Consider the following 16828-nt stretch of genomic DNA (forward strand, 5'->3'; position numbering starts at 1 on the left):
CGGGGGTTCTCGCTCGACCTGCTCCGACGCGACGAGTCCACCTGTCAGACCGTGATCGTCGAGAACCAGCTCGACACGTCCGACCACTCCCACCTCGGGCAGATCCCGACCTACGCGGCGGGGACGAAACCCACGACGTCGTGTGGTTGAGCACCGGGTTTGCACCGGAGCACCGAGTTGGATGATGACGACTTCCGCCGAATGGCCTTGTCAGATGTCTGGTACGTAGCGCTCGTTACGTCACACACGGCCAGTCGGGAGGCCGGGCCCCTACTTAAAGTTCGACGCCAGGTCGACGAGGACCCGGAGCGAAAATCTGCACCGCCAAGTCGCGCGATCACGCAACGTCCTCGGGAACGGCGGTCTGCCTGAAGTGGCGGAGGGTGTCGACAATTACTTCGACGTCGGCGTCGGGGAAGAAGTAGTCGGGGCCGGTGGGCGCGTGATCGGTGTAAGGAGACTCGAAGAGGCGGGCCGGCTCCATGACGCCGTTCCTAGTGAGCTCGTCGACGATGAGGTTCACGAATCGGATCTGGTCGGCCGAGAACCTCGCGCCGTCCAGGTAGTCCTCAAAGGCCTCGATGGCCGCGGAGCGGTCGAGGCCCACGAGACTGCGGACGAAGATGCCCAGGCCTCCGCCCTGCTCGGTCGCCCAGGCGATGTCGACGTGTTGGCCGCCAGAAGCCACGAGCATTTCCTCCAACTCGCTCAGGTCCTCGGCGGTGAGTTGCCTGTTGCGGCGAAGGCGCTGGAGGGCGAGGTTGTCGAGGTGCTCGCGTAGGTAGGCTTCGGCCTTGGCGCGGAAGCGCTCGAAGTTGGTGCCGGGCGTGACGCTTGGGAGCACGACCTCGACTCCTTCGCCGAGGATGTCCTCGAAGTGGGTGTAGATCGGGTTGCGGGTCGTCTTCTCGATGAACCGGGCGAGTCCGCGGATGCGTAGTCGTGCGAGTTCCAGCATCGGCAGGGTGACATCCATCCACCACTCGTCACCGGCAACCGACTCCAACAGGACGGCCTGTTCGGCGACGCTCGGGATCGTGGTCTTGCCGAGCAGCGCCGAGGCGATTCGCTGAACGGTCTCGCGCAGCCGCTCGGCCAGGACCGCGTCGCCGTCGAGCTGAGCAAGTTGGCGGCGCAAGATGAGGAGGTCGAACCGCTTGGCGTCCTCGTCGTCGTCGTGGACCGAGGACGGCAGCCCGGCGAGCGTGAGGAGCGATTCGAAGTCCTCCGGACCGAGCTTGCGCCACGCCTCCACCGATGCGTACTTCTCGACGGCCCTGCGGTGGGGCCGGACGACGAAGTTGTCGAGGTTCATCCCCACCACGACCTCGTGCAGCGTCTTCACGGTGGACGACCGGAGGTCGGGTTCATCACCGCCAAGCGCGGTGACGAGCCCGAGTCGCGCCTCGAACAGTCGCTGGGAGAGTGACTTCTGGATCTGGCCCTGCGCGCCGGGCAGGTCCTGGCTGAAGTAATCGAGGTTGCCGCAGAAGTCGAAGACGAGGAAGTCCTGCTTGTCCTCGCCGGGGCCGAAGAGGTCGGGACACAGGCGCGTGCCGCGGCCGATCATCTGCCAGAACTTCGACTTCGACCGCACCATCTTGAAGAACACGAGGTTCACGACCTCGGGTACGTCGATGCCGGTGTCGAGCATGTCGACGCTGATCGCGATGTGCGGTGCCTTGTCCCTTATCGAGAAGTCATCGATCAGGGACTGGGCGTACGGCGCGCCGTGGGTGATGACGCGGGCGAAGCGGCCGGCGAGCTCGGGGTAGGCGAGGTTGAAGCGCTTCTCGATGAACTCCGCGTGCTTCTGGTTCTTGGCGAAGATGATCGTTTTGCCCAGCCGATCGCCGCCCGCGACCTTGTAGCCCTGCATCATCAGGGTCTCGAGGACCTTGTCGACGGTGTCCTCGTTGAACAGGAACCGGTTGAGCTCCTCGGCACCGACCTCGTCGGGCGGGCCGTCCTCACCCCAGTCCAGCGCATCCCACTGGTCCTTCTCCTCCTCGGTGAGGTCGTCGTACTTGATGCCCGAGCGGAGAAACTGAGTGCCCACGCTGATGCCCTTCGGGGGCACGAGATAGCCGGCATCGACGGCCTCGTCCAGCGAGTAGTTGTCGGTGGGGACGCCGTCCTCGAGATGGAACAGCCGGTAGGTGTTGTGGTCGACCTCGTCCTTCGGGGTCGCGGTCAGGCCGACGAGCATGGCGTCGAAGTAGTCGAAGATTGCGCCGTACTTGGCATAGACCGAGCGGTGGGCCTCGTCGATGACGATCAGGCCGAAGTAGCCGGGACCGAACCTGCGCACGCCGCCGTCGACCTCGTTGATCAGGTTCATTATCGTCGGGTACGTCGACACGTAGACGCGGCCCTCGACGGCCTTCTCCGTCACGAGGTTCACCGTGGTCGAGCCCGGCAGGTGCTCCTTGAACGCGTTCGCGGCCTGGTTGACCAACGCGGTGCGGTCCGCGAGGAAGAGCACCCGCTTGACCCAGTTCGCCTTCTGCAGCAGGTCGACGAGTGCGATGGTGGTGCGGGTCTTGCCCGACCCTGTCGCCATCACCAGCAGCGCCTCGCGCTGCTTGCGGTCGAACGCGTCGCTGACCGCCTTGATCGCCCGGACCTGGTAGGGCCGACCGGCAATGTCGGTGTTCACCGGAGCGCTCGACAGTGGCAGCTTGGTCCGACGGCGCTGGATGAGCAGCTCGAGCTCGTCGCGGGTGTAGAAGCCCTGGGTCTCGCGGGGCGGGTAGCCGCCGGCGTCGTCCCAGATCCGGTGCTCGTAGCCGTTAGTGTAGAAGATCACCGGCCGCCGGCCGAACTGCTTCTCGAGACAGTCAGCGTACAGTTTGGCCTGCTGCTGGCCCACCTCCGGTGACTTCGCAGTGCGCTTGGCCTCCACCACGGCCAGCGGCAGGCCGTCGGCGCCCCACAGGACGTAGTCGACGAAGCCCTTGCCCTCGGCGTTCGGCATGCCCGTGACCTCGTACTCGCGGTCGCGTTCCTCGGTCAGCTCCCAGCCGGCTTCGTTCAGCAGGACGTCGATGAACAGATCGCGTGCCGCGGTCTCGTCGTAGTCGCGGGTGTCTGGCGCGGCTGCCGCCTGGGCCGCGGCGATCTGCGCTTTCAGGTGCGCGATCTCGGCCTCGTGCTGAGCGAGACGTTCGTCCTTCTCCGCAAGCTCGCGGGCGTGGGCCTCGTCCTGCTCCCTGAACTTCGCGGCCAGCCGAGCGACCTCCTCGCGCGACAGCGGTGCGGCCTTGACGGCGAGTGCAGGGTCGAACTGCGCCTGCAACGGCACCACGTCGGGGGACGGTGAGTGGTGGTACGACGTCCACACCACGACGTTGAACAGCTCGCGCAGCACCGCGAGCGACACGTCGGGGCGGATCTGGCGGTTCTCGTGCACCGCCATGTTTGCGATGCGACGGATCGCGGTCAGCTTCTGCGCGATGCCCTGCGGCACCTTCGACTTGAATGCGGGGTCACCGATCTTGGCGGCGAGGTCGTTGCGGTACGGCGTCCGCAGCGACATGACGTCGTAGAGGTAGCCGACGAGCTCCTCGACGACGCGGCGGCTGTAGAAGCACGCGGAGCGAGGATCCGACGACAGGTACGACTCCGCCCGGGCGCAGTCGTCATGGAGTGACGGCAGCGTCTGGCGGACGAAGTCGAAGTTCCCCATCGCAGTCATCTACTCGCCGTCGTCGATGTTGAAGTGGTCGGCCAAGCGCCCGAGGGTGAACTCCTGGCGCAGCTTGCAGGCGCTGTGCTGGCTGGCGAACATGCCCTTCTCCCAGAAGCCAGCGTCGAGCGGACGGGCGTCGATCCACTCGACGGGCACGACCCACTCGGCGTTGTCGTCGGCGGTCGCCGGATCGCCAGGGTAGGTGCCTTGCAACGCTTGGGCGCTTAGCGGCACCCAGTTGCCGCCGATGCGGACCTGGGCGTCCTCGAAACGTGCCGCCGGCGCCAGGACTCGTCCCACCGCCACGTAACGCATCGGCGGCACGTTGACCCAGATGCGGGCGTCCTTCGGCAAAGCCCGCATGTCCTGCGACCACATCTTCCCGCCGCCACCCGAGACGAAGCCATACTGGCGGGCGTCCTCCCACACGCGGTCGCCGCCACCGAAGGAGATGTACCAGTCCTTCCCGTTCCACGCTGCGCGCTTGCTCTTCTTGTTTCCCGTGGTTGCCTGCGGGGTCTCGTCGTCCGAGGCCGTGAGCCATGAGCGGGCGAGGTAGCGACGCCCGTCGTCCTCGAGATAGGAGAAGAAGACCGCGTTGACCGGGACCCCGAAATAACGCAGGTAGTTGACGATGCGCTCCGAACTGGCGTCGAGCTCGGCAGCCACGATGATGAGGCTGAGGTCGCCGTTGAGGTCGTCGGGCGGGGCGCTGCCGAAGACGTCCTCGAACGCGGCCTCGAACGACTGGTCGAGGTGCTTGGTGGCGATGTCGATGATGGCGTCGCGGGACAGCGTCGAGGCCCACGAGCCGTAATCGAGCACCTGGGCGACAACCTCGCGTGGAGTCTTGTCGCGCTTGAGCTCCAGCAGGTTGAGATTGCCCTCGGCGTCGATCGCCAGCAGGTCCAGACGCGGACCGTATGGCGTGGTTACCTCGCTGCCGATGACCAGCAGGCGGTCGCCAAGCAGCGACGGGTCGCGCTTGAGGAACTCGTGCAAGTCCTTCTCTGCAGGGAGGACAGACGTCGTCAGCGGCTTTGGGTCGGCGCCATCGATCCGCCACATTCTCATCTCAACGGGCATCGGTCAAAGTTCCCCTCGGAAGGCGCGGGATTGGAGGGAACTGAAGAGCTCGTCGTCCGCGGTGTGTGCCCGCGCTACCGTCGCGCGCCCTCGCGCAACTTGGGCAGCTCGATCTGCGAAGCCACGCTGGACCTTGAGGGATGGGATCGGAACGGGCAACGCACGCAGGTCCTTGACATTGAGGTGTTGTGCCGTTGAGCCGACCATCGCCTGCGCGATTCGGGATGGGTGCAGGGCGGTGAGTAGGTAAGCGAGTGCCCACTCCGGCAGGAGCGAGTCAGTGCGGGGACGGACCTGAACGAGCCGTTGGCCCATACAAACGCGCATGCCTGGCTGCACGATTGCAGCGATGCCGACGGTGCCTTCTCTGCTGAGGATGATGTCGCCAGGTTGCGCACCGCCTCCCTTCGAGCGTCTCCCGAACTGCTCCTCGTCTACGAACCGCGTGTCCTCCCAGTTCCAGCCCCCTGCCGTCAGGTTCGGAGTGCGAAGGCACACGGCGCCTGATTCGGTCCACTTGGGCGTCGAGTGTGGGCAATCCCAGATCTCTGCCGCCTCTGCCAGCGGCACGCTGTTGTGATCGGATCCGGCGAGAGTCTCAGCGAAAAGGGACGGCAGCGCCTCTTCGAGGTGGGTGAGGACCTGGCGGCGCTTGGCGCGGAGAGCGTCGGCCTGGTCGAGGATCGCCGCGATGCGGCGTTGTTCGGGGAGGGGTGGGAGCGGGACTCGAATTGCGTTGAGTGCCTTTGCCGATAAATGCTTGACGGTGACGAATGGGGTCGAGTCCTCGATTGCCTTGAGTGCGCGTGGCATGAAACGGGCGAGATAGGTCCGGTCGAGCGAGGCATCGAGCGCGCCGATGCGGCAAACTCGCTGGTTGAGGAGAGCCTTGCCTCCACGCCAGCGTGCGAGGTTGAACTGGCCGTCCATCCCGATCAGATAATCGCCGTCGTTCACGATGTAACGATCGGTGTAGTCGCCCGAGTAGTAGGTGTCGGACCAGCCCCGCACTACGTCACGAATGCGCACGAGTGGTAAGCCGCGTCCCTCGGTGTTGAACAGTTTGGAGTCGAAGGCGAACCCGTAATCGAGTTGGGCAACTTCGCTGAGTTGGGCCGTCTTCACGAGAGCATCGCCTTCAGTTCGGCGAGTCCCTTGGCGATCTCGTCCTCGAGAGCCTCGATATCGGCGATGATCTCCAGTGGGGCCCGGTGCTCGATCTCGTCGTGGACGATCTCCTTGTACCGGTTCAGCGACAGGTCGTAGCCCTGGGCGACGATGTCGGCCTTGGGCACGAGGAAGGACTGCTCGGTGCGGGCGCGGTCCTTCTCGTCGGCGAGGTGCTGCCAGCGGGCGAGGACGTCGGGGAGGTCGTTGGCCTCGACCGAGTTGCGCTTGTCATCCAGGCTGAACCCGTCGGCGAGGACGTCGTAGAACCACACGTCGTCCGTGCCGCCGGAGTTGGTCTTGGTGAAGAACACGATTGCGGTCGAGACGCCGGCGTAGGGGCGGAAGACGCCCGACGGGAGCTTCACGACTGCGTCGAGCTTCTGGTCCTCCACGAGGGTCTGACGCAGTGCCTTGTGCGCCGTGCTCGATCCGAAGAGCACGCCGTCGGGGACGATGACGGCCGCGCGGCCGGCAGGCTTGAGGAGCTTCAGGAACAACGCCAGGAAGAGGAGCTCCGTCTTCTTGGTCTTGACGATGCGCTGGAGGTCCTTGGCGGTGGACTCGTAGTCGAGCGAGCCTGCGAACGGTGGATTGGCCAGAATCAGCGTGTACTTGTCCGCGTCCCCGGCCGCGCCCTCGGACAGCGAGTCACGGTAGCGGATGTCGGGGGACTCGATGCCGTGCAGCAGCATGTTCATGCTGCCGATGCGGAGCATGGTGGAGTCGAAGTCATAGCCGTGGAACATGGAGGCGTGGAAGTGCTTGCGCTGCGCCGAGTCGAGTAGCGCGTCGGCGTGGGTCTCGCGGACGTACTCACTCGCAGCGACCAGGAAGCCGCCCGTGCCGCAGGCCGGGTCGCAGATTTCGTCGGACGGCTGCGGGGCCGTCATCTTGACCATGAGCTCGATGATGTGGCGCGGCGTGCGGAACTGGCCGTTGACGCCGGCGGAGGCGATCTTGGAGAGCAGGTACTCGTACAGGTCGCCGTTGGTGTCGCGGTCGGCCATCGGAATGTCGTCGAGCATGTCGACGACCTTCGACAGCAGCGCCGGGGTCGGGATGGTGAAACGGGCATCCTTCATGTGCTCGCTGTAGGTCGTGCCATCGCCCAGGCCGCGAAGGAACGGGAAGACCTCGTCGGCGACGGTCTTGTGCATGACCTCGGGGTAGGCGTTCTTGAACTGGCTCCAGCGCAGGTACGCCTGGCCCGGCAGGAACACGGGATTCTCGACGTCGGTCCTAGTGATGCGGGCCTTCTTCTCCGCCAGCGTCTGGATGTCGTCGAGTCGTCGGATGAACAGCAGGTAGGTGATCTGCTCGATGACTTCCAGCGGATTGCTGATGCCGCCGGACCAGAAGGCGTCCCAGACGCGGTCGATCTTGCTCTTGAAGTCCCCGGTGATCACAGGCGCAACTCTAGTGATGGGACGGCGTTCAGGCCGGGACATCGGAGACCTCCTGGGGGACGCCCATGCACTCGGCCGCGGCCGAAAAGCGTTGCGAGTCGCCGAGGTCTGCCACGACCAGGGAGAAAGCAGTTTCGAAGTGCTCGTAAACGTCCCGGCCGTCAGGAAGCAGGTGCGGCGCCAGGTGGTGGCTGGGGCGCGCCGCGAACTCGTGCGCCCCCAACGCGCTCACGTCGCCGGCCTCGGGGCCGAGGACGGTGGGTGAGCCGGTGTAGTGCTGCTCGACCGAGGTGACCTCCTCCGTCGTCCCACCGATCCGGCGTTGCCACTCGTCCTCGGAGGCAGACCGGTCGGCCTCGGGGTCGAAGCGGGCGAGAAAAGTCCGGTCCGCTTCGATAGATCGAGCGATGAAGTCGCGCGACGTGGACTGGACGACCGGGCGCCGCTCGAAATCGTAGTTGTCCAAAAAGGCCTCCGGAGCCCACCCCTGCCCGTGTTGAAGCCGTAACCGCCGAGGGCGGGTGGCTGTGCGCGGCGTCACCCGCAATGAACCAAGTCTCCACCGCGACCCGCCGACGCGAGAATCATCGGCCGAGCCGGAACAGCGACTCGTCGAGCATGCGCACCACGCCGGTGAGCGTGGCGTCAGCCCCGAGGCGGGCCGGCTCGATCGCCAGCGAGCGGGTCATCATCGGATGTGAGCCGGCGTAGAGCTGGCTGCGGATCGCCGAGACGAACGGCTCCAGGGTGGCCAGTGCGCCACCGAGGTAGACCGCGCCAGGGTTGAAGAAGTTCACGACGGCGCACAGGACCTCTCCGAGGTGGCGTCCCGCCGTGCGGGCCATGGTGGTCGCCACCGGGTCGGCGTCGCGGACCAGAGCGAGCACGTCCGCCGTCGTGCGAACGTCGCAGCCCTGCTCGCGCAGCAGCCGTACCAGGGCAGCACCGGAGGCCACGGTCTCCAGGCAGCCGTGGTTCCCGCAGGAGCACGGGGTCTCGCCTGCCGCGCTCACCCGGGTGTGGGTGATGTCCCCGGCCACGCCACCGGCCCCGTGGTAGACGGTCCCGCGGACGACGATGCCGGACCCGATCGCGGTCCCGGCCTTGACGGTGACCGAGTGGTCGACCCGTTCAGTGCGGGCGAAGTGCTCGCCGAGGGCCATGGCGTTCGCATCGTTCTCGACGACGGCCGGCACCCCGGTCGCCTGCTCGAGCAGGTCGCCGATGTCGTGGCCCGGCCACCCGGGCATCCGGGACGGGCTCTCGACCGTCCTGCGGGTCACGTCCACCGGGCCCGGCAGGGCGATACCCACACCGACCAGGCGTCCCTCGAACGACGGCGTCGCCGTCAGGGTGGCGAGCCCCTCGGCGACGGCGTCGATCACCGTCGGGGCGCCCGCCGTGAGGTCCACCGGGATCTCGTTCGTGGCGACGATGCCGGCGCCGCGCCGCACCAGTCCGATGCGCGCGTGGGCACCTCCGAGGTCGATCGCTCCGAGGTACTCGTCGCGTGCGGTCAGGCGCAGCTCACGGGGCCGGCGGCCACCGCTGGACTCCGCGGCCGGCCCTTCCACCAGTCGTCCCGCCGAGAGCAGTACCTGCACGTGCTGGGAGACGGTCGAGGCCGACAGATCGAGAGCCTCGGCGAGCTCGCGTCGCGATCGAGCACGGCCGGAGCCGATGAGCATCAGCATCTCGTCCTCGGTGGTGGCCGTGCTCTTTCGTCTGGACATGGAGCCACAATATCGCCAACAGCAACTTCATGCGAAACAAAAGTAACTTCTTCGTCACACATCATGCTTGGACAGGAAGAACATCGGACGACTAGCGTATGAAGTCCGCGGCCACGCAAAGGAGCACCGACACCCATGACCACCCCGCACGACTGGTTCACCCACGACCGCTTCGGTCTCTTCATCCACTTCGGCCTCTACAGCCTCCTCGGCCGGCACGAGTGGGTGATGACCCACGAGCGCACCTCACCCGAGGACTACGAGCGGTACGCGGAGTTCTTCGACCCCGACCAGTTCGACGCGGCGGCCACGGCGAAGGCGGCGAAGCAGGCCGGGATGCGCTACGCCGTCCTGACCGCGAAGCACCACGAAGGCTTCGCCATGTACGACACCGCCCTGTCCGACTACAGCTCCGTGGCCACCTTCGGGCGCGACATCGTGGGCGAGTACGTCGAGGCTTTCCGCGCCGAGGGCCTGAAGGTGGGGCTGTACTACTCGCTGCTCGACTGGCACCACCCGGACTTCACCATCGACTACCACCACCCGTTGCGCGACCGCCCCGACGCCCGCGAGCTGAACGAGGGCCGCGACATGGCCCGCTACCGGGAGTACCTGCACGGCCAGGTGCGTGAGCTGCTGACGAACTACGGCCGCATCGACTACCTCTTCTACGACTTCACCTACGTGGACGACCGCGACGGGTGGGCCGGGAAGGGGCCGCAGGACTGGGACTCCGAAGCCCTGCTGGCGACGACGCGCGAGCTGCAGCCGGACATCGTCGTCAACGACCGGCTCTGGATCCCCGGCGACGTCGTCACCCCGGAGCAGTACCAGCCCGACGGCCCCATGACCCGCGACGGCGAGGAGGTCATGTGGGAGGCCTGCCAGACCCTGAACGGCTCCTGGGGCTACGACCGCGACAACCTCGACGTCAAGTCTCCCGACCTGCTGCTGCGGATGCTGGTGGACACGGTCTCCAAGAACGGCAACCTGCTGCTCAACATCGGCCCGGACGGGCGAGGCGGGATCGCGCCGCGCGACCAGACCTCGCTGCGGGCGTTTGGCGAGTGGATGCGCCTGCACGAGCGAGCCGTGATCGGCGCCGGCGCTACCGGCTACCGGGCGCCGTCGGGCACCGTGCTCACGCGCAACGGGGACCGCCTCTACCTGCACCTGCTCACCTGGCCATTCGGCCACATCCACCTGGCCGACCTGGCCGACAAGGTCGTGTTCGCGCGGTTCCTGCACGACGGCTCGCAGGTGCTCGCCAGCCAGATCGACCCGGACCAGCAGGCCTGGAACACCGAACCGGGTGGCCAGCCGCCCGGCACCCTCACCCTCCATGTCCCGACGGCTCGGCCCGACGTGGCCATCCCGGTCGTCGAGCTCTTCCTCACGCCGGACGCGTGAGGTCCATCCCCATCGAGATTGGACGAACGATGAAGATCACCAGATCTCTGGCGGCGGCGACCGCCGTCGGCACGGCACTGACCCTGGCCGCCTGCGGGACGCCGTCGGGAACCGAGGACAGCAGCGGCGGCGGCTCCGACGCCGAGGGCACCTCGATCACATGGGACATGTGGGCGGCCAGCGAGTCCGACATCGCAGCCCTGGAGGCGCAGCTCGCGATCGCCCAGGAGGCGAACCCGGACCTCGACATCTCCCTCCAGCATGCCCCGTGGAACGACTACTTCACGAAGCTGACCACCAACCTCGCGTCCGGCAACGTCGCCTGCGTGACCTCGATGAACGGCCAGCGCCTCTCCGGATACCACGAGGCGTTCATGCCGCTCGGCGAGGAGGAGCTGGAGACCGCCGGGATCGACCCGGCCGACTTCACCGACGGGTCGCTGGGCATCATGAGCTACGACGGGACGCTCTACGGCATCCCGTACGACGTGGCCGCGATGCTCATCTACTACAACAAGGACATGTTCGAGCAGGCCGGCGTGTCCGAGCCCACGGCGGGCTGGACGTTCGAGGACTTCGACTCGACGCTCGACGCGCTGGGCACCGACGGCACGGCGTTCGGCATGGGCATGGGCGAGTTCCAGTGGATGGCGCTGCCGATCGCCCGGGCCGGGGTGCAGCCGGTGGACACCTCCGGCGCGCTCGACCTGACGAACCCCGACTTCGTGGAGGCGTCACAGTGGTACGCCTCGATCACCGAGGACGGCCACGGGTCCCTGCCGCCCTCGGCCTCCGACACCGGTTGGGGCGAGCAGGAGTACCAGGCGGGCAACGTCGCCATGGCGGTGGACGGGACGTGGAACGCCGTCAGCTACCTGAACAACGAGGCCGGCTTCGCGGCCGGGATGGTCGACCTGCCCTCCGCCGACGGGGAGCGCCTGGGTCTGGTGCTGGGCTCCGGCTACGGGATCTCCGCCGACTGCGAGAACCCCGAGGAGGCGCTGCGCGTGCTCGGTTCCCTCGTGGGTGAGGCCGCGCAGGACCAGATCGCCTCCTCCGGGCGCAGCTACCCGGCGCGCGTGAGCTCGCAGCCGCTGTACTTCGAGTCCCTCGACGAGGGCGTGCGCGACGAGGTGCAGACCGCGTTCGAGGCGGTGTTCACCGATCTCGAGGGGCAGCGTTCCACCGACGACTGGGCGCAGGTGAACGAGGCGATCCAGCCCAACCTGGTGAACGTGTACACGGGGCAGTCGACGATGACGGACCTGCTCGAGCAGACGCAGAGCCAGTACGGCGACTGATCGATGACCGCGACCCGCACACCTGTCGCGCCGAGGTCCCGGCGCAGCAGGCTCCGACGGATCGAGTCCCGCCAGGCGCTGGGGTTCATCTCCCCGGCCCTGGTGGGGCTGAGCGTCTTCACGGTGGCGCCGGTGATCCTCTCGATCGTGATGAGCCTGTACGACTGGCCCGCCTGGGGCGAGCGGACCTTCGTCGGCGTCGGCAACTACGTCGAGCTGTTCACCGAGCACCCGGACTTCTGGCCGGCGCTGCGCAACTCGGCGATCTTCACCGTCCTCTCCGTGCCGCTGAACCTGGTGGTCTCCCTCGCCCTGGCGCTGCTGCTCAGTCCCCGGATCAGGGGCCGGGCGGCGTTCCGGGTGCTGTTCTTCATCCCGGTGGTCACCCCGATGGTGGCGAACGTGCTGGTGTGGAAGATGCTCCTGCAGCCGAACGGGCTGTTCAACGGGATCTCCACGTCAGTGTTCGGCATCGAGCTGCCGAGCTTCCTCAGCCACCCGCAGTGGGCGATGGTCATGGTGGTGGTCATGTCGGTCTGGCAGGGGATGGGCTACAACATGCTCATCTTCAGCGCGGCCCTGGAGCAGCTGCCCGAACCGGTGCTGGAAGCCGCCCGGATCGACGGGGCGAAGGGATGGCGGATGCTCTCCCGGATCACGCTGCCGCTGCTGAGCCCGGCGATCTTCTTCACCACGGTGATGACGATGATCACCTCGATGCAGGTGTTCGTGCAGCCGCAGCTGCTCACCGGTGGCGGCCCCGGCAACGCCACCATCCCGCTCGTGATGTTCATCTACGACCAGGCCTTCACGTTCCAGCAGATGGGTCTGGCCGCGGCCGCCGCCTGGATCTTGTTCACGATCATCATCGGCCTGACGGCCCTGCAGTTCTCCGCGCAGAAGAGGTGGGTGCACTATGAGGTCTGACGTGATGCTCGACGCCGTCCCGGACCACGGCGTGCAGGCCGCACCTGCCCGTCCCCCCACCTCGACGCCGCAGAAGCGGCGGGTCACCCCGGGACTGGTGGTCGCCTACGTGTGCGTGGTGCTGGCCTCCATCGTGTTCGCCGTCCCGCTGATCTATGCGCTGTTCTCGGCGCTGAAACCGAACGACCAGATCTTCGCCGTGCCCCCGACCCTGGTGGGCGACGAGCTGAGATGGGAGAACTTCGCTGCGGTGTTCCGGTTCGGGCCGTTCTGGACCTACATCGGCAACTCGTTCTTCGTGGCGATCGCCGGGACCCTCGTGGTCAACATCGTCTCCACCACGGCGGGCTACGCGTTCGGGCGGCTGCGCTGGCGGGGAAGGGACGCCGTCTTCGTGCTCTTCCTCGTGACGCTGATGGTGCCGCAGGAGGTGCTGGTGGTCCCGATGTTCCAGCTCATGCAGTGGTTCGGCTGGGTGAACACCCCGCAGGCGCTGATCCTGCCGTTCGCGTTCACCGCGTTCGGGACGTTCCTGATGCGCCAGTTCTTCCGTGGCATCCCGTACGACCTGGAGGAGGCCGCCCGCGTCGACGGCGCGGGACCGCTGCGCACCTTCTTCTCGATCATCCTGCCGCTGGCCCGGTCGGCGGTAGCGGTGCTCACCGTGTTCACGTTCATCAGCTTCTGGAACAGCTACCTGTGGCCGCTGATCGTGGTGAACGACTACGGCTACCTCGGCACCCTGCCCATCGGGCTGGCCACGTTCTCCGGTCAGTTCGGCACCCGCTGGGACCTGCAGATGGCCGCCTCGGTCATCTCCATGGTGCCCACGGCGATCCTGGTGATCGCGCTGCAGAAGCACCTCGTCAAGGGCATCGCCACCGCAGGGATCGCCGGGCGATGAACAGGAGGAACGCATGACCGCAAGAGGTTCGTCGCCCCGCATCGCGGTGGTCGGCATGGCGATCGAGTCGAGCGCCTACGCCCAGCACCGCGCCGGCTACCGGGACTTCCCCGTGCTGGAGGGCCCGGCCGTGCTGGACCGCTACCCGTTCCTCGCCGAGGGAGCCGCGCTGCGGCAGCAGGCCGAGTGGATCGGGGTGTTCGTCACCAAGGCCATCCCGGGCGGACAGGTCCGTGCCGAGGTCTACGCCGACTTCCGGCACAGGATCGTCTCCGGGCTCGCCCGGGCCGTCGAGGACGGCCCGCTCGACGGCGTGTACCTCGACATCCACGGTGCGATGAGCGTGGTCGGCATGGACGACGCGGAGGGCGACCTCGTCACGGCCGTCCGCGACGTCGTCGGGCCCGACACGCTCATCGCCGCACCGATGGACCTGCACGGGAACGTCTCGGAGGTCCTCGCCGCGGCGGTGGACCTGCCCACCTGCTACCGGATGGCTCCGCACGAGGACGCGTGGGAGACCCGGGAGCGTTCGGCGCGCGACCTCCTCGCCTGGATCGGTCGTGACACGCGCCCCGCCCGGGCGTGGGTCCGGGTCCCGATCCTGCTGGCCGGCGAGATGACGTCCACGCGTGTCGAGCCCGCCCGGAGCCTGTACGCACGGATCCCCGGCGTCACCCGCGAGGACGGGGTCACGGACGCCGCGATCTGGATCGGGTACGCGTGGGCGGACGAACCGCGCTGCCACGCGAGCGTCGTGGTCACCGGCGACCGAGAGGACGCGATCACCGCGGCGGCCGAGACGCTGGCCGCGGAGCTGTGGCGGGTGCGCGAGCAGTTCGCCTTCGTGGGTCCACCGGGCAGCCTGGAGGAGGGGATCGAGGCCGCGCTCGCGCACCGCGCAGGTGGTGGCGCGCGGCCGTACCTGATCAGCGACTCGGGTGACAACCCGGGAGCCGGCGGCTCGGGGGACGTGACCTGGACGCTGCGACAGGTGCTGCGGCGACCCGAGCTGACCGGTCCCGACGCTCCCGTCACCTACGTCGCCTCCGTCTTCGACGCCGGTGCCATCGAGGAGCTGTTCGCCGCTGCCGTGGGCGACCCGGTCGACGTGACCGCCGGAGCGCGCGTGGACGACCGGGTCAGTCCTCCGGCCCGGATCAGGGGAGTGCTGCACGGCCGGTACGAGAACGACCCGGCAGCCGGGCGGATCGCGGTCATCCGGGTCGGTGGCCTGCGCGTCGTCGTCACCGAGTTCCGGAAGGCATTCCACGGAGTCGACGACTTCGCCGCGATCGGGCTTCCCCCGGAGGAGGCCGACATCATCGTGACGAAGATCGGCTACCTCGAACCCACGCTGTACGACATCGCGCAGGGGTGGACCCTCGCCCTGACGCCCGGTCCGGTGGACCAGGATCTCGAGCGGCTCGGGCACGAGAGGATCCGGCGCCCGATGTTTCCCTTCGACGAGTTCCGGACCGAGCCCTCGCTCCGGGCGACCGTGCTGCGTGGGCGCGACGTCATCGGCGGCGGCGCGTGACCGCGTTCGAGCTGGCCGTCCAGGACGTCGCAGGCGTCCGGATCGCCCGGGCGTTGGGCGTGGACCGGATCGAGCTCTGCACGGCGCTCGGCACGGGTGGGCTCACCCCTTCCCGCGCGCTGATCGACGCGGCGGTCGCCGCCGGCACGCCGGTGCACGTGCTGATCCGTCCTCGCGCGGGGGACTTCAGCTACAGCGCCGAGGAGCAGCGCCTCATCGTCGCGGACGCCCGGGTCGCCGTGGACGCCGGTGCGCAGGGGGTCGTCGTCGGGGCCACCTGCGGCGACGTCGTGGACGCAGACTTCGTGCGAGCGGTGCTCGATGTCGCACCCGAGGTGACGTTCCACCGCGCCTTCGACACGGTGGCCGACCGCGACCGGGCCCTCGAGGTGCTGATCGAGCTGGGGGTGCGACGCGTCCTGACCTCCGGGGGTGCCGCACGGGCCGTCGAGGCGCTGGACGAGCTGGCACACCTCGTCCGCTACGCGGGCGGCGCGCTGGAGGTGATGGCGGGCTCGGGCATCACACCAGCGAACGCCCTGCGGGTGGCCGCCACCGGCGTGCCGTCCGTGCACGGCTCGGCGAAGCACCGGGTCGCGGGAACGATGCCGTTCGCCCTCGGCTCCGCGGACGAGGCCGGGTACGAGACCACCGACGAGGAGGCGGCGCGCGAGATTCTGACCGCACTGAGGCAGGGGCAGGCTCGTTGAGCGCGCTGCTCGGGATCGACTACGGCGCCACGCACACCAAGATGCTGCTCGTCGACGGCGCGCACGGTGACGGGCCGGTCGTCGCGCGGGAGTCCGTACGGACCGGGAAGCTCGAGGAGCTGGCCGAGTCGGTCCGCACGTTCACGGCCGGCCGGGCGGTCGCGCGGTTCGGGATCACCGTCGCGGGCACTCTGGACGAGCGCTCGGGCGTGGTCGGACGCAGCGCCAACATGCCGTGGCTCGACGGCGTCTCACCGGCGCGGACGCTCACCGACCTCGTCGGCATCCCGGGAGTGGCCGTGCAGGACGGCGTCGCCACGGCCGCTGCGGAAGCGGCCCTGGGGGCAGGGCGCGGCGTCGAGGACGTCTTCGTGATCGCACTGGGCACCGGGATCGCCGGGGCACACATCGTGGCCGGTGAGGTGCGCGCCGGTGCCCACGGGGGCGCCGGCGAGGTCGGCCACATCGTGATCGGCGGCACGCACCGGTGCTCCTGCGGGCAGATCGGCTGCCTGGAGACCCTGATCGGGGGAGCGCAGCTGGGCCGCCGATGGGCGGAGCTGAGCCCGGCGACCGGCGACCCGGCCGCGACGGCGCGGGACGTCGTCCTGGCGGCCGAGTCCGGCAACCAAGGGGCCGAGGACGCGCTCGCTCAGGCGAGCGACGCCCTCGCGCGCGCCCTCCTGCAGATCTCCGCCCTCCTGGACCCGGGCGTGATCGTGATCGGGGGTGGTGTGGCGCGCTCTCCGCGGTGGACCGTCGTGCCGGCGTTCGAGAAGGCGCGCAGGGACGCCACCTTCCACCGGCTGCCGGACATGCGTCTGGCCGAGCTCGGTGTGTGGGCGGGTGCGCACGGCGCCGTCCTGTCCGCCGCCGAGGCTCCGCACCAAGGTTCACCGTCCGGTCTCGCAGCGGCCACCTGCGGCTCGCCTCGACCAGCAGGAGGCTGA

13 protein-coding genes are annotated in these 16828 nt (G+C 68.1%); 7 read left to right on the top strand and 6 right to left on the bottom strand.

Annotated features, from left to right (window positions below; genetic code table 11):
• Positions 1–337: 337 nt before the first annotated feature.
• The 6 genes from ABD907_RS18060 to ABD907_RS18085 form a co-directional block, all read right to left on the bottom strand.
• Complete coding sequence (locus ABD907_RS18060; RefSeq protein ID WP_486334133.1) at positions 338–3688, bottom strand: DEAD/DEAH box helicase family protein; 3351 nt, start codon at positions 3686–3688, stop codon at positions 338–340.
• 9 nt (positions 3689–3697) lie between these two features.
• Positions 3698–4777 (bottom strand): hypothetical protein, encoded by a 1080-nt coding sequence (locus ABD907_RS18065; RefSeq protein WP_486334118.1) that lies wholly within the window; start codon positions 4775–4777, stop codon positions 3698–3700.
• Positions 4778–4780: 3 nt separating this feature from the next.
• Entirely contained in the window at positions 4781–5902 is a 1122-nt protein-coding gene (locus ABD907_RS18070) for a restriction endonuclease subunit S (RefSeq protein WP_345218094.1), read from the bottom strand.
• Entirely contained in the window at positions 5899–7353 is a 1455-nt protein-coding gene (locus ABD907_RS18075) for a type I restriction-modification system subunit M (RefSeq protein WP_345218095.1), read from the bottom strand. Before ABD907_RS18075 ends, ABD907_RS18070 begins: the two co-directional genes overlap by 4 nt.
• A 28-nt stretch (positions 7354–7381) precedes the next feature.
• A complete protein-coding gene (locus ABD907_RS18080) occupies positions 7382–7819 on the bottom strand; it encodes an FAD-dependent monooxygenase (protein WP_345218097.1) in 438 nt (145 codons plus the stop codon).
• A gap of 118 nt (positions 7820–7937) precedes the next feature.
• Positions 7938–9086, bottom strand: a complete 1149-nt coding sequence (locus tag ABD907_RS18085; protein ID WP_345218099.1) for an ROK family transcriptional regulator — start codon at positions 9084–9086, stop codon at positions 7938–7940.
• Between the two features lie 135 nt (positions 9087–9221).
• Between ABD907_RS18085 and ABD907_RS18090 the strand changes: the two genes are divergently transcribed.
• The 7 genes from ABD907_RS18090 to ABD907_RS18120 are packed head-to-tail and all read left to right on the top strand — an operon-like array spanning position 9222 to position 16828.
• Positions 9222–10496: an alpha-L-fucosidase gene (locus ABD907_RS18090; RefSeq protein ID WP_345218101.1), complete on the top strand. Its 1275-nt coding sequence runs from the start codon at positions 9222–9224 to the stop codon at positions 10494–10496.
• A gap of 29 nt (positions 10497–10525) precedes the next feature.
• The gene (locus ABD907_RS18095) at positions 10526–11797 is read left to right on the top strand and encodes an ABC transporter substrate-binding protein (RefSeq protein WP_345218103.1); all 1272 of its coding nucleotides are present in this window, start codon (positions 10526–10528) and stop codon (positions 11795–11797) included.
• 3 nt (positions 11798–11800) lie between these two features.
• On the top strand, positions 11801–12724 hold the full coding sequence (locus ABD907_RS18100) for a carbohydrate ABC transporter permease (protein WP_345218104.1): 924 nt from the start codon (positions 11801–11803) through the stop codon (positions 12722–12724).
• A complete protein-coding gene (locus ABD907_RS18105) occupies positions 12714–13628 on the top strand; it encodes a carbohydrate ABC transporter permease (protein ID WP_345218106.1) in 915 nt (304 codons plus the stop codon). Before ABD907_RS18100 ends, ABD907_RS18105 begins: the two co-directional genes overlap by 11 nt.
• A gap of 13 nt (positions 13629–13641) precedes the next feature.
• Positions 13642–15168 (top strand): M81 family metallopeptidase, encoded by a 1527-nt coding sequence (locus ABD907_RS18110; RefSeq protein ID WP_345218108.1) that lies wholly within the window; start codon positions 13642–13644, stop codon positions 15166–15168.
• Positions 15165–15878: a copper homeostasis protein CutC gene (locus ABD907_RS18115; RefSeq protein ID WP_345218111.1), complete on the top strand. Its 714-nt coding sequence runs from the start codon at positions 15165–15167 to the stop codon at positions 15876–15878. The genes ABD907_RS18110 and ABD907_RS18115 overlap by 4 nt, the downstream gene beginning before the upstream one ends.
• Complete coding sequence (locus ABD907_RS18120; protein WP_345218112.1) at positions 15875–16828, top strand: ROK family protein; 954 nt, start codon at positions 15875–15877, stop codon at positions 16826–16828. Before ABD907_RS18115 ends, ABD907_RS18120 begins: the two co-directional genes overlap by 4 nt.

This window comes from Georgenia halophila (genome assembly GCF_039541595.1).